19 protein-coding genes, 1 CRISPR repeat array and 1 riboswitch are annotated in these 19,543 nt (G+C 60.0%); of the genes, 13 read left to right on the top strand and 6 right to left on the bottom strand.

The features are described 5' to 3' along the window. Positions 1-21: 21 nt before the first annotated feature. The 4 genes from G7Y51_RS13730 to G7Y51_RS06575 form a co-directional block, all read right to left on the bottom strand. Entirely contained in the window at positions 22-927 is a 906-nt protein-coding gene (locus tag G7Y51_RS13730; RefSeq protein WP_165175772.1) for an ABC transporter ATP-binding protein, read from the bottom strand. Further along, positions 927-2,009: an iron ABC transporter permease gene (locus G7Y51_RS06585; RefSeq protein ID WP_165175770.1), complete on the bottom strand. Its 1,083-nt coding sequence runs from the start codon at positions 2,007-2,009 to the stop codon at positions 927-929. The genes G7Y51_RS13730 and G7Y51_RS06585 overlap by 1 nt, the downstream gene beginning before the upstream one ends. A gap of 293 nt (positions 2,010-2,302) precedes the next feature. Continuing rightward, a riboswitch (cobalamin riboswitch) is annotated at positions 2,303-2,484 on the bottom strand. A gap of 124 nt (positions 2,485-2,608) precedes the next feature. Then, entirely contained in the window at positions 2,609-3,364 is a 756-nt protein-coding gene (locus tag G7Y51_RS06580; protein ID WP_165175768.1) for a polyphenol oxidase family protein, read from the bottom strand. Continuing rightward, complete coding sequence (locus G7Y51_RS06575; RefSeq protein WP_165175766.1) at positions 3,355-3,978, bottom strand: 5-formyltetrahydrofolate cyclo-ligase; 624 nt, start codon at positions 3,976-3,978, stop codon at positions 3,355-3,357. The genes G7Y51_RS06580 and G7Y51_RS06575 overlap by 10 nt, the downstream gene beginning before the upstream one ends. A 73-nt stretch (positions 3,979-4,051) precedes the next feature. Here G7Y51_RS06575 and G7Y51_RS06570 point away from each other — a divergent pair, with 73 nt between their 5' ends. Continuing rightward, positions 4,052-4,735: a metallophosphoesterase gene (locus G7Y51_RS06570; protein WP_165175764.1), complete on the top strand. Its 684-nt coding sequence runs from the start codon at positions 4,052-4,054 to the stop codon at positions 4,733-4,735. A 496-nt stretch (positions 4,736-5,231) separates the two neighbouring features. Here G7Y51_RS06570 and G7Y51_RS06565 read toward each other — a convergent pair whose 3' ends face one another. Next, a complete protein-coding gene (locus G7Y51_RS06565; RefSeq protein ID WP_165175762.1) occupies positions 5,232-5,519 on the bottom strand; it encodes a helix-turn-helix domain-containing protein in 288 nt (95 codons plus the stop codon). 330 nt (positions 5,520-5,849) lie between these two features. Between G7Y51_RS06565 and G7Y51_RS13880 the strand changes: the two genes are divergently transcribed. Both G7Y51_RS13880 and ybaK read left to right on the top strand, forming a co-directional pair. Next, entirely contained in the window at positions 5,850-5,975 is a 126-nt protein-coding gene (locus G7Y51_RS13880; RefSeq protein ID WP_277424683.1) for a hypothetical protein, read from the top strand. A gap of 21 nt (positions 5,976-5,996) precedes the next feature. Next, a complete protein-coding gene (gene ybaK, locus G7Y51_RS06560) occupies positions 5,997-6,497 on the top strand; it encodes a Cys-tRNA(Pro) deacylase (protein ID WP_165175760.1) in 501 nt (166 codons plus the stop codon). 15 nt (positions 6,498-6,512) lie between these two features. Here the strand turns inward: ybaK and G7Y51_RS06555 are convergent, their stop codons facing one another. Then, positions 6,513-7,370: an aldo/keto reductase gene (locus tag G7Y51_RS06555; RefSeq protein ID WP_165175758.1), complete on the bottom strand. Its 858-nt coding sequence runs from the start codon at positions 7,368-7,370 to the stop codon at positions 6,513-6,515. Positions 7,371-7,929: 559 nt separating this feature from the next. Between G7Y51_RS06555 and G7Y51_RS06550 the strand changes: the two genes are divergently transcribed. The 10 genes from G7Y51_RS06550 (at position 7,930) to G7Y51_RS06500 (ending at position 19,420) form a co-directional block, all read left to right on the top strand. Beyond that, the gene (locus G7Y51_RS06550; RefSeq protein ID WP_165175756.1) at positions 7,930-8,256 is read left to right on the top strand and encodes an IS1 family transposase; all 327 of its coding nucleotides are present in this window, start codon (positions 7,930-7,932) and stop codon (positions 8,254-8,256) included. Positions 8,257-8,775: 519 nt separating this feature from the next. Then, entirely contained in the window at positions 8,776-9,354 is a 579-nt protein-coding gene (locus G7Y51_RS06540; protein ID WP_346773693.1) for a CRISPR-associated ring nuclease, read from the top strand. 100 nt (positions 9,355-9,454) lie between these two features. Further along, the gene (cas10, locus tag G7Y51_RS06535; protein ID WP_165175752.1) at positions 9,455-11,878 is read left to right on the top strand and encodes a type III-A CRISPR-associated protein Cas10/Csm1; all 2,424 of its coding nucleotides are present in this window, start codon (positions 9,455-9,457) and stop codon (positions 11,876-11,878) included. Next, a complete protein-coding gene (gene csm2 / locus G7Y51_RS06530; RefSeq protein WP_165175750.1) occupies positions 11,875-12,267 on the top strand; it encodes a type III-A CRISPR-associated protein Csm2 in 393 nt (130 codons plus the stop codon). Before cas10 ends, csm2 begins: the two co-directional genes overlap by 4 nt. Before the next feature lie 16 nt (positions 12,268-12,283). After that, positions 12,284-12,976 carry a type III-A CRISPR-associated RAMP protein Csm3 gene (gene csm3, locus G7Y51_RS06525; protein ID WP_165175748.1) on the top strand — a complete coding sequence of 231 codons (693 nt, stop codon included), beginning with the start codon at positions 12,284-12,286 and terminating at the stop codon, positions 12,974-12,976. A 12-nt stretch (positions 12,977-12,988) separates the two neighbouring features. Next, positions 12,989-13,963, top strand: a complete 975-nt coding sequence (locus G7Y51_RS06520) for an RAMP superfamily CRISPR-associated protein (RefSeq protein WP_165175746.1) — start codon at positions 12,989-12,991, stop codon at positions 13,961-13,963. Beyond that, positions 13,956-15,479 (top strand): type III-A CRISPR-associated RAMP protein Csm5, encoded by a 1,524-nt coding sequence (gene csm5 / locus G7Y51_RS06515; RefSeq protein WP_165175744.1) that lies wholly within the window; start codon positions 13,956-13,958, stop codon positions 15,477-15,479. Before G7Y51_RS06520 ends, csm5 begins: the two co-directional genes overlap by 8 nt. A gap of 219 nt (positions 15,480-15,698) precedes the next feature. After that, a CRISPR array of direct repeats spans positions 15,699-16,321; the repeat unit is 35 nt; unit sequence GTAAGAAACGACCTGAAATAGAAAGGGATTAAGAC. Between the two features lie 53 nt (positions 16,322-16,374). After that, positions 16,375-17,520 (top strand): DUF1887 family CARF protein, encoded by a 1,146-nt coding sequence (locus G7Y51_RS06510; RefSeq protein ID WP_165175742.1) that lies wholly within the window; start codon positions 16,375-16,377, stop codon positions 17,518-17,520. After that, positions 17,517-18,803, top strand: a complete 1,287-nt coding sequence (locus tag G7Y51_RS06505; protein ID WP_165175740.1) for a TIGR02710 family CRISPR-associated CARF protein — start codon at positions 17,517-17,519, stop codon at positions 18,801-18,803. The genes G7Y51_RS06510 and G7Y51_RS06505 overlap by 4 nt, the downstream gene beginning before the upstream one ends. After that, the gene (locus G7Y51_RS06500; RefSeq protein ID WP_165175738.1) at positions 18,800-19,420 is read left to right on the top strand and encodes a hypothetical protein; all 621 of its coding nucleotides are present in this window, start codon (positions 18,800-18,802) and stop codon (positions 19,418-19,420) included. Before G7Y51_RS06505 ends, G7Y51_RS06500 begins: the two co-directional genes overlap by 4 nt. The last annotated feature ends 123 nt before the right edge of the window (positions 19,421-19,543 follow it).

The following is a 19,543-nucleotide window of genomic DNA, read 5'->3' as shown; positions in this document are numbered from 1 at the left end:
GCCGGAGCGCTGTTTTTTCTGTCAGGGCTGTCCACTGTTGTGCCGGCAATGGCCTGGTAGTCGCTCCGGGGCACAGCCGGCGTCACGGCCAGGGCCGGGGGCGTCGGCAGCGCAGCCGCAAGGCTGAACAGAAGAAGCGGCATGGCTCCACGGGCCGGCCGCGCGGCCCGGCAGCGCCTGGGGCAGCCCCCATTGCGGATGCGGAAAAACCCGTATGGGAAGATCGTACAAGGCACTGAGTCGCTCCTCCGTAAAGACGTGGGTTACAGGGCCGTCAAACAGCACACGCCCGTTTTTCAGACCGATCAGCCGCGTGGCGTACAGCGCGGCCAGGTTGCAATCGTGCATGGCCATCAGCACGCAGGTCCCGGCGGCCCGACAGCGTTCCAGAAGGTCGAACAATTCCACCATGCGGGCCAGATCCAGACCGGCAGCCAGCTCGTCCAGCAGAAGCAGGGGGCTTTGCTGGGCCAGCGCCCGCGCCAGCAGCACGCGTTGCAGCTCCCCCCCCGAAAGCTCGCTGACCCGGCGCTCGGCCAGATCCAACGCGGCCGTGGCTGCCAGAGCCTCTTCAGCCGCCGCGTAATCCCGGCCGCTGTAGCCGCCCAGCCAGGAAAGATAGGGGTAGCGCCCCAAAAGCACCATCTGCCGCACGCTCATCCCTTGCGGGACTTCGCCGCGCTGCGGCACCACTGCCGCGAGACGGGCCCGGCTGCGCGGCCCAAGCTGCTCCAGCGGTCTGCCCTGGAGAGCCAGATGCCCGCTTTCCGGCCGCAAGACGCCCGAGATGGCCCGCAGCAGCGTTGTCTTGCCGCTGCCGTTAGGCCCCAGCAGGGCCACGCTTTCTCCTGCGCGGGCCGCAAAACTCACCCCGCGCAGCACGCGCCGCCCGCCGTATCCCGCTGTGAGCCCGCGCACCGTGAGCATCAGCGCCTCCGCACCAGCATGGCGAAAAACGGGCCGCCCAAAAGGGCCGTCACAACGCCCACCGGCAATTCCTGGCCGCCGTCCAGTACGCTGCGGGCCAGAACGTCGGCCCAGACCAGCAGAATACCGCCGCCGAAAAACGCGCCGGTCAGCAACGGCCCATGCCCGGCCCCCAGCAGCAGGCGCAGCACATGCGGCACCACCAGACCCACAAAACCGATGACGCCGGCCACCGCCACGCAACCGGCAGTCATGCAACTGGCCCCGGCCAGCAGCCAGAAACGCGCCCGGCCCACGTTGAGACCCAGTTGCGCGGCCTGCTCGTCGCCCAGGGAGAGCACATCCAGGGCGCGCCAGCCCAGAGCCACGGCCAGAAGCCCGGGCACGAGCGTGGTCAGAAGCAGGGGCAGGCTGTCCCAGCCGCGGCCCTGCAGGGAACCCATAATCCAAAATACGATGCTGGTGACGGATTCCTCGTTCAGCGCCTTGATCAGCGCCACCAGCGCCCCCAGAAAGGCGGCCACGGCAATGCCTGCGAGAATCACGCTCTCCCGGCTGAAGCTTCCCCGGCTCCGGCCCAGCCAAAGCGCACCGCACAACGCCAGCAAGGCTCCGGCCAGGGCTGCCGGAGCCACCAGCCCCGCCTGGGACAGCCCGAACAGGCCGGACAAACGAATCTGACTTCCGGCCATGCCGCCCAGGGCAATGGCGAGGCTGGCTCCGCAGGCCGCCCCCGCGGAAATGCCCAGGGTGAAAGGATCTGCCAGCGGGTTGCGCAGCACGCCTTGCAGCGCGACTCCGGCCACGGCCAGGGCCCCGCCGCAGAGCGCCGAAAGACAGACCCGCGCCAGACGGATCTGGTTCACCACCAGCGATTGCGCGCTGTTCTGCGGCGCGTCCGAAAAACCGAAATTCACGGCCAGGGCCCGGAAAACCTCGTGCGCGCTCAAGGGCATCGGACCGGGCAGGCAGGCCAGGGGCAGGGAGCAAAGCCAGAGCGCCGCGAGCCCGGCCAAGGCCCATAACAGGCGGCGTTGCGCGGCCGCTCCTGAAAATGCGGGGATCAGATCCGGCTTGCTCATGTGCTCAACCGCCCGGGCTGCTGCTGGGGTCAGCCCTCAGTACATCGTCCGCCGCAAAGCAGCCTTTCTCCATGTGGCGGCGTACCGCCCGCTCATGCCGGAGGGCCTGCAGTGAGCCTTGCGCAAGGTTGTGACAGCGCACCCGCGAGCTGTCCCGCGCCGCGGCCGCCCGGCAGGCGCCGCAGGCCACAAAAAAACCCCTTCCATGCGTCATGGAAGAGGTCCGTATTTCCTCCGCCTTTCCGGCAAAAACCCGTTGCCGGAGCGGTAGACACCGCTGCCGAAGCCCGTATCAAACGGCTCCGCGGCACGGCAGGTCTTCCGGCTTGCCCCCCGCAGTCCCGGCCTTCCCGTTTCCAGTGGCGCAAAAAGGGATGCGGTTATGGGGCTCACGGCGGCGGGTCCGCTCCCGCTTCGCACGGGATTCCCTTTTCAAGCCGGAAAAAGCCCGGCTACCGTAGCCAGGGAGCACTCTAGACGCGGGGCGGCGCGCTGTCAATGCGGCCCGGACCCGGATCACAGGGCTGACGTATCGAAAGATGAGAGCGTTCAGCTCCTTTCATGCGCAAAACGCGCTACGCCATCAATACGCGCGGACTTCAGCCTGTCATCCAGATCAGACTGGCCTGGCGGCCGGACTTCTTTTCCCGCCGGTAGGAAAAGAATTGACCTGGCAGTGAAAAAGTGCAGCAGTCAAGACTGTAGATATGGCGCGGCAGAAGCCCGGCCTCCAGCAACTGCGCGCGGGTCAGCCCCCAGAGATCCATTGTGCGCGAAGCCGGATCAAACCAGGGGCGAAAGTCCGCGCTCCACTCTTGCTCGAAATGGACGAACTCCGCCTTTTCCGGCCCCAGGCTCGGCCCGCGCACGGCCACCAGATCGCGCGGCCTGAGGCCGTAATGCGCGCAGAAGCGGGCCACGCCCGTGCCCGGAAAGTTGCAACGATTGCCCCGCCAGCCCACATGCAAGGCCGCTATGTGGCGGCCGCTGCGATGGGCCAGCAGAATGGGCTGGCAGTCGGCCGTCTTGATCAGCAGGCCAAGGCCCGGACGCGACGAGGCCAGTCCGTCGCCGTCCACTATGGCTTGCGCCTCACAGCCTACGGCATCCGGCTCGAAAACCAGGGTGTCGCTGTGCACCTGATTGAGCTCGGCCCAGGCGGCAAGGCCCTCGCCTTTCAGACTTTGCAGCAGAGAACAACGGTTGGCCGCCACATGGGCGGGGTCGTCGCCCGTGCTGTAAGAGATATTGCCGCCGCCGTATGCGCCCCGGCTTGCCCCGCCCGGACGGGTCTGAAAAACGCAGCGCACATTTTCAAGCCCCGGAAAGGCAAAAGGAAGGAAACTCACAGACATACGAAGCTCTCTTCCGTGCACAGAAACTGCACGCGCTGATCCCATTGCTCAAGAGGCAGCTCCCTGAACACCTGAAAGGCGAAACACAGGCCCACGCGCGGGCAGTGCAGCCTGGCGTCGTCCAGAAAACGGTCGTAATAGCCGCCGCCAAAACCCAGGCGGCCGCCGCGCCGGTCAAAGGCCAGGCCGGGCAGCACCAGCAGATCCGGGTCAAAACCATTGCCGATGTCTTCCGCTCCAAAGCCGGGCAGGCTTTCCTCGGGCTCGCGCAGTCCAAAGGGGCCGGGCCGCAACTGCGCAAAACCGGCGCAGGCGACGAAGCTCATGCGGCCGGGCTCATGCGGATGCACGCGCGGCAGATAGACTGTGCGCCCGCTCCGCCAGGCGGCCTCCAGCAATGCATCGGTGGACACTTCCCCCTTGAGGGCCACATAAAGGGCCACGGAGCGCGCAGCGCCCCAGCATGGGGCATCCAGCAGGCGCTGCTGGGCCTCCAGGCTGCGCGCGCGGGCCAGGCCCGGCGGCTGCTCGCGGCGTTGCCTGCGGATGCGCTCGCGCAGGGCGGCTTTCTGCACGCCAGGGGACTCTGCGGAATCAACGGCTTTCTCGGGCATGGCGGCTCTTTTCATCTGGCAGGAGTTATGGCAGAATTTCCATAAAAAGTTCTATAACAAAGGATGTACCGTCATGCCAAGCGCTGCTACCCGGGACTACCTCTGGATCGCCGTGGGCGACATCCACGACGAGCCCGCGCGTTTTGATCAAATCCCTGAGCTGTCTCAGGCCGACGGGGTTATCGTGACCGGCGATTTGACCATCACCGGCGGGGTCAAGCAGGCCGAACTGGTCATGGAAGCTCTGCGCGCCCACGACATCCCGGTCCTGGCCCAGATCGGCAATATGGATCGCCCGGAGGTGGACGCCTGGCTCAGCGAAAAAGGCTGGAATCTGCACACCTTCACCCGCGAACTGACTCCGGAGATTGCCGTTTTCGGGGTGGGCGCTTCCACGTTCACGCCCTTCGGCACGCCCAGCGAGTATCCCGAATCCGCCTTTGCCGCATGGCTGGAAGCCGCATGGCAGCGCGCCCGTATGTATCCGCATACGGTGCTGGTCTCGCACAATCCGCCCAAGGACACGGCCTGCGACGTGATCCCGGGCGGCGTACATGTGGGCTCCATGGCCGTGCGCGAGTTTCTGGAAGAGGCCCAGCCCGACATCTGCCTCTGCGGCCATATTCACGAGGCGCGCGCCGTGGATCGCGTGGGGCGCACGGTGGTGGTCAACCCCGGCGCCCTGGCCGCGGGCGGCTATGTGGTGCTGCGCTCCAACTCCGGGCAATTGTCCGCGGAGCTGCGCGTGCTGGAGTAGATCGTTTTGCTCATGAAAGCAGCTCAACGCTCTGGCAGGGCGAAGCCATGTCCGCGCGCGTCAGCCGTTGGCGGCTGTGCCGCCTTACGGATGACGACAGCAGAGACAGGCGCAGACGCAATGTACTTGCGCCGTTACGCGCCGGAGCGAGCGTTTCAAAAGCAATATGTTCTCATACAGAAGCCTTTGCAAACTGTCTCTTGGTATGAGGATACGGTCTGGCATATTTGTCTCTGGCAGGAGTTTCCCCACAAGGAAATTGGTGGCAAAGATATAGATAATATTTGTATCGCACATAGCAACCGATGATAAAATTTTGAATCTGTTGCAGCAGTGGTAATGTGACCGATGAGGTTATCAAGCAATACATTGCTCAACAGGAAGATGCTGATGAGACCTTCCGGATTGAGGGTGAATGACTTAAGCCTGCTTCAGCAGGAACCATACCGGATTTAGCCGGAACGCGACTTTAGTCGCCAAGGTGAATCCACCGGCTTTAGCCGGTGGAGTGTTCAATAAAATGCTCTTTAATTTCCTGAAGCGTCATATCACCATTTTTATCAAGAAGGGCTTGCAATTCCCGAATCTCCTCGCATGAGAAACAACTTGGGCGATGGCCATTGGGTTTGGCTGATAATCGTTGGTTTTCACGGTAAGCTCTGACCCAATTGCAGATGCTAGCCGGGGTATAACCTAAAATATCTGCCAATTGCCTGGCTGTTGCTTTTCCATCAAGATACGCATGAACAGCCTTGGTTCGGATTTCTTCAGATGCAAATTTCATCTCTGCAATCTAGAGCAGATTACCTTTGACTTTTTATGAAAGTCAAAGGTGGCATTCAGGCGAAAAACGCGGTTTTCGCCTGAATGTACGCCGCGTTGCGGCGGCTGCCGCTTTCGCGTCAGCAGAGCATTTTCAAAGTGGAAATGCTCTAAACGATTTTTAAATAAAGAAGAAGACAAAAAAATGGATAAGAAAATGGATAATCAACCAAGGGATCACCGGGGCATGAAATGTCAGAGTCAGGCTCCGGGGTTTTCCTATATCTCTATGAAATTAAAGAAAATATATCGTAAGGGCACTCCAGGGATTTATATGTGAGGGACTCTCAAAGTGAATCTTTCGCTGCCCGACACTATTGACGATATTCTGGATGCAGGCATGGACGACCATATCTCCAGGCCGTTTGACGTTGCCGTTCCGCGCAAAAAACCCTCCTACTGGCTCAGCCGGCATTGATCGCCGGCTCGCATCCTCGCCATGAGCGTTTCAGCCGCCAAAATTTCCAAGACCAACGCTGCCCGTCTGCTTGAAAAAATGGGCATTGCCTTCAGCCTGCATCGCGTAGACGTGGATGAAAAGGATCTTTCCGCCGTGAGCATGGCGCGCGCTCTGGGCGCGGCGCCGGAATGCGTGTTTAAAACGCTGGTCGCCAGAGGCGACAGGACAGGGGTGCTGATGGCCTGCATCCCGGCGGCGGCCGAACTGGATCTCAAGGCTTTGGCCCAGGCTTCCGGCAACAAGCATGCGGAAATGGTCCGCCTCAAGGATGTGCTGCCCCTCACCGGCTATCGGCGCGGCGGCTGTTCCCCGTTGGGCGCGAAAAAAGCCTATCCCGTCTTTGTGGATCACAGCGCCTCTGCCTGCGAGCGCATCTATGTAAGCGCGGGCGCGCGCGGCCTGCAGCTTTTTCTCAAGCCCGACGATCTGCTGCGCGCGGTCAACGGGCGCTATGCGTTTCTGGCCCGTGCGCCCGTGTGAGGCCTGGCCCGACGTTCATGAATCTTTCCTGCTCTGCACGGGCGGGTAACAAAGCGGATCCGGCCCCATTCTGCCCCGGCCTTCAGGCAGTTCAAGCCCGTCCAACGCCGCGATTTGCGCCGCATCCAGGCTGAAATCGAAAACATCGGCGTTCTCTCTGATCCGCTCGGCATGCACGGACTTGGGAATGGGCAGCAGGCCTTTTTCCAGATGCCAGCGCAGGACGATCTGAGCCGGTGTTTTATGGAGCTCCGCGGCCAGACTTTGCACCATCGGATGTTCCAGATCCCTGCCTCTGCCCAGCGGACTCCAGGAAATGACCCGGATGCCGCGATCAGCGCAAAAACGGCACAATGCGGACTGCGTGAAAAAAGGATGGATTTCAATCTGATTCAGAGCAGGCCAGAAACCAAAATTCTCCTGCAACGGAATCAGATGCCCGGCCAGAAAATTGGAAACGCCCGGCACGCGGATCTTGCCTTGCTCCTGCAAGCGCAGCAGGGCCTCAAAAACGCGCAGGCGGCAGGAAACGTCCATGCCCGGCCAGTGCAGCAGACAGCCGTCCAGGTACTCAAGACCCAAAAGCCTGAGGCTCTGCTCCAAAGCCCGCGCCGGAGCTCCGAAATCCGAAGGCCAGATTTTGGAGAGCACAAAAAGCTCTTCTCTGGGGATCCCGCAGGCGTGCAGGGCCCGGCCCACAATATCTTCATTTCGGTAATAGGCGGCCGTATCAATGTAGCGGTATCCGCAGGCCACGGCTTCGCGCACGGCCAGAGCCAGCTCATGCCCTGAGGCCTTGTAGCAGCCGAAGCCGTAGCCGGGCATACTCTGGCCGTTGTTGAGAGGCAGGGTGTCGGAAATGGCTCTGATCATGGCATGCTCCTGATTGCCGCAAATGTTTAGAGCGTTTTGCTAATGGCATTAGCTAAACGCTCTGGCGACAGCGTTAGCTGGCGCCCGCGCCGAATGAGCGTCCAGACCGCGTTCTGGACGCGAAATGATGGCAGCGACGTGATTGAAAATAGATATTTTCAATCAAAAAATGCTCTAGTCCTGAAGCCTGTTGCCGGCGTCCGCCCCCGGCGCGCAATGCCGGGCCGGGCAAAGCCTGCATGGATCCTACTGTCGCGGCGCGCTTGAGGCAAGCCCTCTCGCCGCTCTCTGCAGGGCTGACGCATAAGATGCGCCTGTCCTGCCTCTCGCGAACATTGCCTCGCGCAAGGCCGGCCCTGGCAGCAGGCCAACGTATATGCCGCGCTGAACTCTCTCTCCGGTTTGCATGTCCTGACGCATTTGTTCAAGCGGCGTCCGGCTGAAGACTGCTTGCGCGTCCGTTTTGGCGGCCTGCGGGGCAGGGGTATGACTGTAGCGGAATTTGAGAGTATTAATAATATGATGTAAATGTGTTATATCCCTCCAAAAGGAGAAACACATGGAAGCAAAGCCCGACTGCCCCAAGTGCCATGCCAGCACGGTATATCGAAGCGGAAAGATTCTGGGAAAACAACGGTATCGCTGCAAGAATTGTGGATTTCAATTTACTCGCACCACTCCACGGGGCCGCCCGGCAAGTGAAAAAGCCCTTGCTGTCACGCTGTATACCATGGGTCTGTCCCTGTCTGCCATTGCCCGAATTTTTCATGTTTCACCCCCCCCGCTGTTTTACGTTGGGTACGAAATTTTGCGGAACGTGTTTATGAAAAGCCTGAACCTGGTGAGGCCATCATTGTTGAACTTGATGAAATGTGGCATTTTCTAGATCATTTTCACTTTAAAAATGCTCTGCTGACGCGAAAGCGGCAGCCGCCGCAACGCGGCGTACATTCAGGTGAAAACCGCATTTTTCGCCTGAATGGCACCTTTGACTTTCATAAAAAGTCAAAGGTAATCTGATCTAAAGTCAAAAAAACAAACTTTGGATCTGGAAAGCCTATTGTCGTGATACCGGTCAACTCATCGACTGGGAATGTGGCGGGCGTGATCAGGCTACCCTCCACAGATTGATGGAGCGTTTGAAAAAGTGGAAAGTCTGGCTTTACTGTACGGACAAGTGGAAGGTTTATCCTCTGGAGATAGCCGAAAACGATCTGTTTCAGGGGAAAGGTGGAACAGTCCGTATAGAAAGGAACAATTGTCGCCAGCGTCACTGGTTTGCCAGATTCCGCCGAAAATCGGTCGTTGTTTCACGAAGTCTGCACATGGTTGACTTGACGATGGATCTTTTTGCCAGGTTTCATGTGAATGGAACTCTGGATGACATTAAAACATTATTTAATTAATACTCTCTGAAAAAGATATACTGATTCCCCGCTGCAAGGGGCGTGTCTTGCAGGACATCACAACAAGAGAGGAAAGTGAGGCTTTTCAGGAACTGGCCATGCGCCAGGCGTGGAGATGGGCACAAGGCCGGAGCCGCCGTGTTGACTTTTCCCTCGCCGGGGGCCGAAAGACCATGAGCGCGAGCCTTGCTCTGGCCGCGCAATGCTACGGTCGTGAGCAGGATCGTCTGTTCCATGTGCTTGTCGCCCCACACTGCGAGACAGATGCGCACTTTTACTACCCTTCACCCGATGCAGCCGCGGATGCGCAGATAACCTTGGCTCCGGTACTCTTTCCCCGTTTGCGCCCTCACCTGCCGGAGGCCCTGTTACGGAAGCCGGCCTTCCCGCAAGACATGCTTCGCAGCTTCGACGCGTCGGCTGCGCCCAGTGTGCATATCTACATCAAGGAACGCCGGGTGGTTGTCAATGGGCGTCTGTGCATCCTGCCCCCGGTTCTTTTTGCGCTTTTCCTCTGGTTTACCCGTCATAAGCGCGCGTTCGCCTGCAATGGTCAGTGCGGTACATGTCAAGGATAGCCCTGTTTTACGGAGAGTGCATCCTCACTTGCCCTTGCGACAGGGCAGGTGAAGGGATATTTTTCAAAAAAAATATCGGCTGACACATCAGGAGGCCCGCATGAAGCAGGAGCTTTCTATACTGGCGGCATGGCTCCATGATATTGGCAAGTTCGCACAGCGCGCCGACGCCCCCTGTTCCCAGGGACTGGCGCAGGAATACTGCCCCCACGGAACCACGCACCGGCATGTGCTGTATACGGACTACTTTATAGAGCATGTACTGCCGCTCCCGCCGGATCTGGAGGGCATGAGGAGCCGTCTTGCCCGCCTGGCGTCGGCACACCACAGACCCGACGCCACTTCAAGGGAGGAACTGTTCCTGCAAAGGGCGGATCGTCTCTCGTCTGGCGGTGACCGTCTGGAAGGTGAGGCCGAAGGCGATTTCAGAACGGCCCGGCTGGAGTCGGTGTTCACCAACGTTCGTCTGAACGGCAAGGGACTGGCGCAAGACGCGCCTCCGTTGCGCTACCGTCTGCTGCCCCTTGACACACAGCCGGGGGCCGGGGATGACTCTCCCCTCTTCCCTGTCGCGCAAGCGGGAAAAGGCGCTTCCTATAAAGCCCTGTATGAGCAATTCCTGGCTGCCCTCGACACCCTGCCGCTTCATATGGGGCGCCACCACTACATGGCATCGCTGGTCAGCCTGCTGGAGCGGTTCACCTGGTGTGTGCCATCCTCAACGTGGAAGACACGGGCCGACATCTCACTTTATGACCATGCGGCCACAACGGCGGCAATCGTTCAGGCGCTGCTCGCCTGCCCAAGCGGGGAGGAACGCCTGCTGCTCGCCGGTGGTGAGCTTTCCGGTATCCAGCGCTTCATTTTTGGGGCAGAAGGTCAGGCGGACAAGGGGGCCAGCAAGCTCTTGCGGGCGCGTTCCCTGTATTTGCAGGCGCTCACCCGTTCTGTATGGCTTTCCCTGCTGGAGCGGCTGGATCTCTCCCCGGCAGCCAGGATTACGGACGCGGGCGGTCGTTTCGTGCTCCTCCTGCCAGACACTCCACAAAGCCGTGAAACCCTCCACATACTCCATCAGAAAGTGGATGCGTGGCTCTTGAAGACCTTCCTGGGCACAGCGCGTATGACATTCGCAAGCTTGCCACTGTTGCCTGAGGATCTGGAGCGCACGCGCTTTTGCGGGCGTTTCGAGGCTTTCAACGACGCATTGGAGGAGGCCAAACTCCATCCTTTCGCAACAGCTTTCAAGGGCGGTGTCTCCCCGGTTCTTGGTGTGCAGCAGAAAGATTACGCTGAATATGGCGAATGTGACTTTTGCCGCGCGCGCCCCGCCACGGGGCGGCTTGATGACGGGGCTCCCATCTGCGGGCTGTGTCGTCGCCTCATTGAGCAGGTGGGGCGACGCCTGCCAAATGCGCAGTACCTCGTCTTTACCCGTGAGGGCGATGGGGTCGCTCTCTTTGATGGACTGCGCCTGCGCCTGGAAGCGCGTGATCCCGCCGCCGATGCTCTTCTGCGGGACGCCCTGGATGTTGTGAACATGCGCGGCTATGACGGTTTCGCCGCTGTGCCGGTTGCCGGGCATGTGCCATGTCTGACTCAGGATGATATGGAGCGGTGGCGCAACGAGGGACGCCTGGAAGACATCAACGGCGCAGCCGTCCTGAATGGCGAAGCCGTGGAAGTTGACGCCCCCAAGACTTTTGCCATGCTGGCCGAAGAGGCCCGCGTGCCCATTGCAGACACCACGGGGATGCGTTCTGTGGCCTGTCTGGCGGCATGCAAGGCGGACGTGGACAACCTGGGCCTGCTTTTCGGCATGGGCTTCGGCACAGGGGAGGAGAGCCTGTTCTCCATTTCCCGCTTTGCCATGCTTTCGCGCATGATGAACCACTTTTTCGCCGCGCATGTGCCGCGCCTCATGGAGCGGGAATTTCCCGGCATGTACCTCGTTTTTGCGGGTGGTGACGATCTCTTTGCCCTTGGGCCGTGGTCTCAGGCAATCGACTTTGCACGCCGGCTGCGTGAGGACTTCGGACGCTTTACCGGCGAAAATCCCGCCGTGACCTTCTCGGCTGGCCTGCCTGTCTTCAAGCCGCGCCTTCCCATGCGGGCCATACGCCGCGCGGCGGAGGATGCGCTCGAAGCCTCCAAGCATCAGCCCGACAAGGACGCGGCCACGTTGTTTGGCGTTACAGCCGGGTGGGCTCAATGCAAGCACCTGCTTGAAAATGGTCAATGGCTGGAGAGCATGTGCCTGAAAGGGGCCGTCACCCAGGGCTTTGTGCGTCGCCTGCTCGGCTATGCCCGGGCCTGCGGCGAATTTTACCGGGGCGACATGCGCAAGGGCCTTTACCTTGCGCATCTCGCCTATGACATGAAGCGCAACTGCCATCCTGACAACGTGGACACAGAGCGCCTGTGGCGCATGGCGCAGGACAACAAGGCCTTCCCCCAAGAGGAATTGGGCATCACCTGGGCACTGTACCGCACCCGCACTACCGGAGAGAGGAGCAGAGCATGAGTAAAATTGAGTATTACAAGGACAAAGCCAAGCAGGAGCTCAACCCCATATGGGTAGATTCCAGGGCAGAGGAAACGGCAAGATCCTTCACAGAAAGGCCGGAAATAAAAACCTCTCAGCTGCGGAAATTTTACGCGGACGTAAAGTCGCTTGAGAGACAGTTGCTGGACGCCCGGGACGAACAGGCCGCCTTTTGCCGCATCCTGCCTATGATTAAGCTGCTCAAGGCCAAGTCGGAATACGCCCTCAAGCGTAAGGTCGTCCCTGAAAGTTTTAAGACATGGCTATGGAAGAATGTGGACAGTATAGAGGATGTTTGTGATTTCAAGGCATTCCTGCTGCACTTTGAGGCGGTTGTCGGCTTCAGCGCCCGCTATCTCAAGGATTGACATCACGGAGGAAGACATGCAGTTGCAATCCATACGCACACTTACCGGCCGCATCCGCCTGCGCACCGGCCTGCACATCGGCGCGGGCAAGGAAACTGTGGAGATCGGCGGGCTTGACCAGCCCATTGTGAAGGATCCGCTTTCCGGGGCGCCCTATATTCCCGGCTCATCCCTGAAGGGCAAGATGCGATCCCTGCTGGAGGTGGGTATCGTCATGGGCACGAACCCTGAGACCCGGAAATGCATAACCAAGGGCGCGCCCTGCGGCTGCGGCAGGGCGGATTGCCCCGTATGCGTGCTGTTCGGCGCGCATAACGATCCGGGGAAGTGTGATCCCAAGCTCGGCCCCACGCGCCTTTTGGTGCGTGACGCCATGCTCTGCAAAGAGGACAGAAAGCGCTTTGCGGCCGGGCAACTCTCCATGGAGATCAAGTACGAGAACACCATCAACCGGGTCAACGGCACAGCCGAACATCCCCGCCCGCTGGAGCGCGTGCCCGCCGGCGTGGCCTTTGAGCTGAGCATCGCCCTCAAGGTTTTTGAGCACGATGACGCGGACGAGCTGGCCCAATGGCTTTTCAAGGCTCTCAGGCTCGTGGAGCTTGACGCCCTGGGTGGCGGGTCTTCACGCGGCAATGGGCAGGTGGCATTCGAGGATCTGGCGCTGGATGGCGAGCCAGTGGATCTGGCCGGCATCAGGGCCCTCTAGCCGGAGTCAGCCATGCAACTTTTGCGCTACATTGTGCGGCCGCTCTCTCCGTGGGGGACGCCCCTGCGCAGCGATACGCTGTGCGGAATGCTGCTCTGGCGCATGGCCGAGCGCCAGGGGGCGGGGGCCTGCCGCGCCGCCATTGAGGGCTTTCGCTCGGGGAACCCGCCCTTTGCCGTATCCTCAGCCCTTCCCCTTGACACCGTCAGTATGCCGCGCCTGCCGCCGGCCAGCCGCGGCAGCTTTCGGCAATGGGTCGCGTCCGGGGAGTTTTGTGGCCCCGCGGGCGAGCCCCTCAAGCTCTTTGACGCGTTGCAGGAGTACAAGCTCTTCCGCAAGACAAGGCATCTGCCAGTAGCGGTCTGGGCGTGCCACTCGGCCGCCCTCTCCCTGAAGCCCCTGCTGGCCTGGTTCTGCCGGCAGGAAAAGCGGCCTGACTCCTCCCGGAGCCGCGAAAGCGTGGAGCCGCATGTAACCATCAACAGGGAGAGCGGCACAGCCGCCGAGGGTGGTCTTTATTTCAACCGTCTCACCTGGTTTGCCGCCGGCACCGCTTTCCACATCTACGCGCGCGCCGAGGCCCCGGATGCGCTACTGGAGCTGCTGGCTGAAACAGGTGACCTGGGCTTCGGCAGGGACGCCTCCACTGGCAAGGGCCGTTTTGCCGTGGAGCGGGATGAAAGTTTCGACCCCGCGCCGCTGGAAAAGGGCGGTCCCCACTCCCTGCTCTGTTCCGTCTGCGCCGCCATGAACATGTCGGAGCTTGATGGCTGGTATGCGGTGGAGGCAAAGCGCGGCAAGGCCGGCCCCGGACATGCCAATCCCCACAAGGCCCCTATGCTTCTGCTTCAGGAGGGCAGCGTGTTGCGGCACATGCCGCACGGGCCCTATGTGCTGGAGGGGATCAATGCCGACCCGGCTGTCGTCCAGGTGACACAACCGCTCATTCTGCCCTGCCATGTTGTTGAGGAGGAAAACCATGCCTGACCGCAGCCAACGTTCCGGCCCGCGCCGCTGGACGCGGGAAAGTTTTCTCCCCTTCCGGCTGGAGGCGCTCACTCCCGTTTTTATCGGTTCCGGGAGCGATCTCTCTCCGCTGGAATATGTCATCCGGCAGGAGGGCGATGTGTACGCCCTGCACCTGGTGGACGCGGCGGCCTGGCTTCAGGCGGCACAGGACAAGGCGGACATACGCAAGGCGCTCGACTCTGGCGAGATGCTGAACCTGCGCAGCCTCATGGATGAACACCTGGACGCGGCCCTCTATTCGCTCGCGCGTGTGGCCGTGTCCTCCGCTGCCCTGGCTGAAAATTTGCGCGCCCATATCAAAAATCCCGGGAGCCTGAGCAACGCGGAGGTCCAGCCCCTTCCCCGCAGCCCCGTCACCATGGCGCCATATATACCCGGCTCCTCCCTCAAGGGGGCGCTGAGCACAGCACTCATTGATGGGCTTGATCATGGCGGTCTGCGAGCCGTCGGGCGGGATAATCGCGCCTATGCGGACGAGATGAAGCGCCTGCTCGGTTCCATCCGCAACCACAGCATGCAGGCCCTCAAGGTGTCGGATATTCCGATACCGCCGGGCGCCACGCGTATCGTGGCCGCTGCCGAAGCGCGGCTCAACCCGGAAAAGCCTGGTACCCCCAAAACGCCCTGCGAGGTGCTGCCCCCAGCCGCGTCTGGTGGTCTGCCGCTCTATGGGCGTTTGCTCATGGACGCGGCAGGCATTGGCCTGCCCGGGGGGAAAGTGCTTTCGTTTGCAGACCTCGGAACCATCTGCAAGAACTTTTACGAAAAACGCTTTCGGGAAGAACTGGGGAAATTCTACCGGCTGCCGCATCTTGCCGAGGTGGGAAGGCGGCTCAAACCCGTCCTGAGCCGCATGGAAAAGCTGGATCCACAGCGGGAACTCCTGCTGCGCGTGGGGCACTATTCCCATGTGGAATGTGTCACTGTCAGCGCGAATGCGCCTCGCTCCCGGAAAGGAGCCGGCAAGACGCGCACCCTGGCTGACCGTGAATTGCCCTTCGGCTGGGTGGTGCTGTGCCGCTGTGAGGAGGCTGAATACAAAGATGGCGTAGCCCGGGTGGAAGAGGCCATCAAGAACGCCCGGCGTGAGCGGGAGCAGATTCGTGCCGTGCGCGAGGAGGAAATCCGCCGCGCTGTGGAGGAGCAGCGCAAGCGGGCGCAGGCCGTTGCCGAAGCCAGGGCAAAAGCCGCTGAGGAACAGCGCCGGAAAGAGCGCGAGGCAGCGGAACGCGAGGCGGCACTTGCCGCCCTTTCCCCGGAGGAGCGTGCCATTGCTGAAGTTGCGGCCCCCGATGCCCCGGAGGAGCGCAGTATGGAGCTTTTTGCCAGGCTGGACAGCCTGGAGGGTGACTTGCGGGTAAAGGCGGCGGCTGCCTTGCGTGACTGCTGGCAGCGCCTGGGCAAGTGGCAAGGCAAGCTCTCCCAGAAACAGCAAAAGAAAGTCGCAAAAGTAAAACAGCTTCTCGGCGAGTAGCGCGAACCGTGGCTGTCTTCGGTGGGTTTTGCCAACCTGTTGAAATGAATGAAGATGGCGCGTCTGTCCCGGAGAGGTTCGCGCAAGGAAAAGAGTTTTTTATTTCAGTAGGTTGGCTTGACATGTTCGCCCATGCACGGCTGAAGTTTCATCGTTGCCCTGAAGGTTCGCGCAAGTCAGACAGCCAGGTGCTGTGGAAAAAGGAGTGGGAAGGGAGGAGTAAGAAACGACCTGAAATAGAAAGGGATTAAGACCTCACAAAACCGCGCGAAAGCCTTTGAGCCGCCAAGGCGTAAGAAACGACCTGAAATAGAAAGGGATTAAGACTTTTCGGCGGCTTGCTTGTTTGTGGTGCGATTACTGGGTAAGAAACGACCTGAAATAGAAAGGGATTAAGACCATTAGCCGTAGTACTTTTTCTTGAACCTCAAATATGGTGTAAGAAACGACCTGAAATAGAAAGGGATTAAGACTCCTTCAACAACCCCAATATCTCTTCCTTTCTTCCCTCGTAAGAAACGACCTGAAATAGAAAGGGATTAAGACAGCCTGCCGGTTGAGGCGTCAAAAATTGGCATAACGGCGTAAGAAACGACCTGAAATAGAAAGGGATTAAGACATCGCTGCACGATGAACGTTTTCAATACCGATGGCCGTAATGTAAGAAACGACCTGAAATAGAAAGGGATTAAGACAGCTTGGCCGGCGCTGGCCGTTTGCGCTGCACTCCTTGGTAAGAAACGACCTGAAATAGAAAGGGATTAAGACGCACGTTCAGCGGCTCGGCGCTGCTTGCGATTCATCGTCGTAAGAACCGACCTGAAAGAAAAAGGGATTAAGACGCTTATCCAAATTCTCCACCATCGCTCTACATAAGTACCTGGTGAGAGCAGATATGCCCATTCCGCCGCTGAAAAATCACATTGTCCTCGTTTCCCGGCAGGCGCTGCCCAGCCTGCTTGGCGCCTCCTTTCCGGGGAGTGGCCCTGTGCATATCCATGCCGTGGTCACCCCTGCCATGAAAGGGGCTGCCCACCTCTTGCGCAAGGCCCTGGAGGCCCGGGGGAGGCAGTGCGCCTTCACGGAGTATCCGCTTGCGGACAGCTCCGACCAGAATGCCATTTACAATGTGCTGGAGGAAATCCGCGCCACATGCGGGAGCGAATCACTGGGCATCAATCTTACAGGCGGCACAAAACTCATGGCGCTGGCAGCGGCCGAGTGGGCCCAGGTATGCGAAGTGCCGGCTTTTTACATTGATACGGATGGGGAACAAGTCATCAGCGTGGGGCGCGACTGGGCCTATGCTCCTTTGCCCGATGTCCTCTCAGTGCGCGATCTTTTGGCGGCAAACGGCTTTGATATGGAAGCTGCCAACAGTGAGCCGGTGCCGGCCCCGCGCCGGGAGTCACTCACACGTCTGTTGAAGCTTGCCTGCGCACCAGCGGGCGAAAGGGCAATGGGGCGCCTCAACCGGCTGTCAAAGGCTGCCGCGGGCGCGCTCTACGCGCGTGATGACGGCCCCCCGGATCCATCATGGCGGGAACTGCTGGCAATCTGCAAGGAGGCCGGCACAGCACTGGCTGGAAACGGGCATGTGACCTTTCTTGATGAAGCCGCGCGTCGCTGGTGTAACGGCGCCTGGTTTGAGGAATATGTGCGGATGACACTTTTCCGCTTGAAGGCCGCCCAACGCCTCAGGGATTTCGCTTCATCCGTCAGCGTGCGCCGTGACGGGGTACTCAACGAACTGGATGCTCTTTTTGCCGCGCGCAATCGCCTGTTCACCATTGAATGTAAAACTTCCGCCATGTCTGGCGGCGGCAACATACCTGAGGATCGTGTTTCCACAGCTCTTTACAAGCTGGATTCCTTGCACGATCGTTTGGGCGGCATTCTCGCCAGAGCCATGCTTTGCTCGGTACGCCCGCTCTGCGGGAAGGACAGGGAAAGGGCGCAAAATCTGAGGGTGCGCGTTGTCTGCGGCAAAGATTTACTGAATCTGGAAGAGATACTCATCAGCTGGAGCCACGAAACATGAGCACTACCGAACCCATTGTGATGGTCTGCACTGTAGGGGGCACGCCGGATCCCCTGCGCACAAGCATCCGCCATCACCATCCGAGTCATGTGATATATCTGGCATCCCCGCAGTCACGCGCGACAATCCGTCAGGAAATTGAAAATGACCTTGGATGGAAGATTGGGGATACACAGATTGTCACGCTGCGTGATTATCAGGACATGGTGCAGTGCGTGAAAGATATGCGAGAGGGCATCGCCAAAGCCCTGGCGGACATGTCCCTGCCGGAGGACATTCCGCTTGTCGCGGACATCACTGGCGGCACAAAGATCATGTCGGCGGCATTGGCCCTGGTTATGATGGAGTTCAAGAGCCGCTTTTCCTATGTCGGGGGTGGTGTCCGTACCAAGCAGGGGCTGGGCACTGTGGAGTCCGGAACGGAAAAAGTGGTGCAGGACGCCAACCCCTGGGATGTACTGGCCTTGCGCGAAGTGCGGGCCCTGGCCTATGCCTTTAATCATGCCCAGTTCGCGGATGCCCTGGCCACAGCCCGGGCACTCGCTGAAAATATGGATGGCGCACAAAAAAAATTCTACAGCGCCATTGGCGACATGGTAACGGGCTACATGTCGTGGGACAGCTTTAATCACAAGGAAGCCCAGACATGCCTCAGCCAGGCTCACGGCCGTCTGGCGCCCTATGGCGTGCGAAATCCGCGCCTCTCTGAACTGCTCAGCGCCCTCAAGCGGGATGTGAAGCGGGTGGAAACCCTCAGGCAGGATGCGGCGGCTCTCAGGTGCGCTTCTGATCAGCAGGGGGAGGCAAGAGGACGCCCCTATCTGCTTGACCTCGTGGGCAATGCGCGGCGTTGCGCAGCCGCCGGGCATTATGACGATGCCGTGGCCCGACTCTATAGCGCTATCGAAAAATGCGCCAAGATTGCCCTGTGGACAGGGCATACCATTGATAATGGACATGTGCCGCTGGACCGCGTTCCGGCATCCATCCGTGACGAGTGGCGGCCACTGGCCGACGCGGAAGGTGTTGCCCGTGTCGGTTTGGAAAGATCATACCAGCTGCTGGCCGCACTGAATGATCCCTTGGGAAAGTCCTTCCAGGCTCATGGGGATGCCCTGAAGAAAACATTGCAGTCACGAAACAGCTCATTGCTTGCTCACGGGTATGATCCCATAGGCAAGGAAAAGTATGAAAAGCTGCTGGCTGCGGCACTGGAATTTCTTCATACCGATGTGAAAGATCTGCCGACATTCCCCCATCTTGACTGGAAAGCTCTGCTATGAAAGACAAACGCCACGCGGCTATTGAGTCACTGCTCCAAACAGTGGCCCCGGGCGCGGCGCTGCTTGCGGCTGTGCGCCGCCGCGAGGCGTGGCTCCCCCCCTTTCTTGCCGATGCGGACACTATCCCGGCCGGGCCTGCCCCCTATCATTCAGGGTCGGTGCTGGCACACACGGCCCGCTGCATGGATGCAGTGGCCGGGGATGCCCTGGCTGTCTGGATGGCGCTGGGTCATGATGCGGGCAAGCTGACAACTCCCCGTGCCCTTTGGCCACACCATTATGGTCACGAATCTCGCGGGAGGCGGCTCGTCGCTGTCTGGGCGCGCCATCTGGGCCTCTCCGATAAATACACGCGGGCCGGCATTCTCGCGGCACGGCTTCACATGAAAGCCGGGCGCTACGCCCGACTGCGGCCCGGCAAGAAGTTTGACCTCCTGCATGAAGTCGCCGCCAGCGGTTTTTTTGTGGCTTTCTGGAAGGTGGTGGACGCGGACACCAAATCTTCCATAAGCGAGACTGCCTGGCGGGATTGGCAACAAATCCGCACAATTCCGAATGACACGCGCATGGAGGAAAAGACGCGCCAAAAAGGGATTGCCCTGCTAAAATTGGCCTAGTGTTGCGTCAAGCTACAAGTGTCGGGTAAAGTCGTTTTAACTTTATCCTGGCTTGATCAGTTGTAAATTGCCAATTAATCTTGGAGCCAAGATTATTTCTTTGTGCCTGCCAACAATCCACTT

The sequence above is a fragment of the Desulfovibrio sp. ZJ369 genome (assembly GCF_011039085.1).
In the GTDB taxonomy this organism is placed as follows: domain Bacteria; phylum Desulfobacterota; class Desulfovibrionia; order Desulfovibrionales; family Desulfovibrionaceae; genus Desulfovibrio.
The sequence above is the reverse complement of the archived record's forward strand: the minus strand, read 5'-3'. Positions and strand labels throughout refer to the sequence as shown.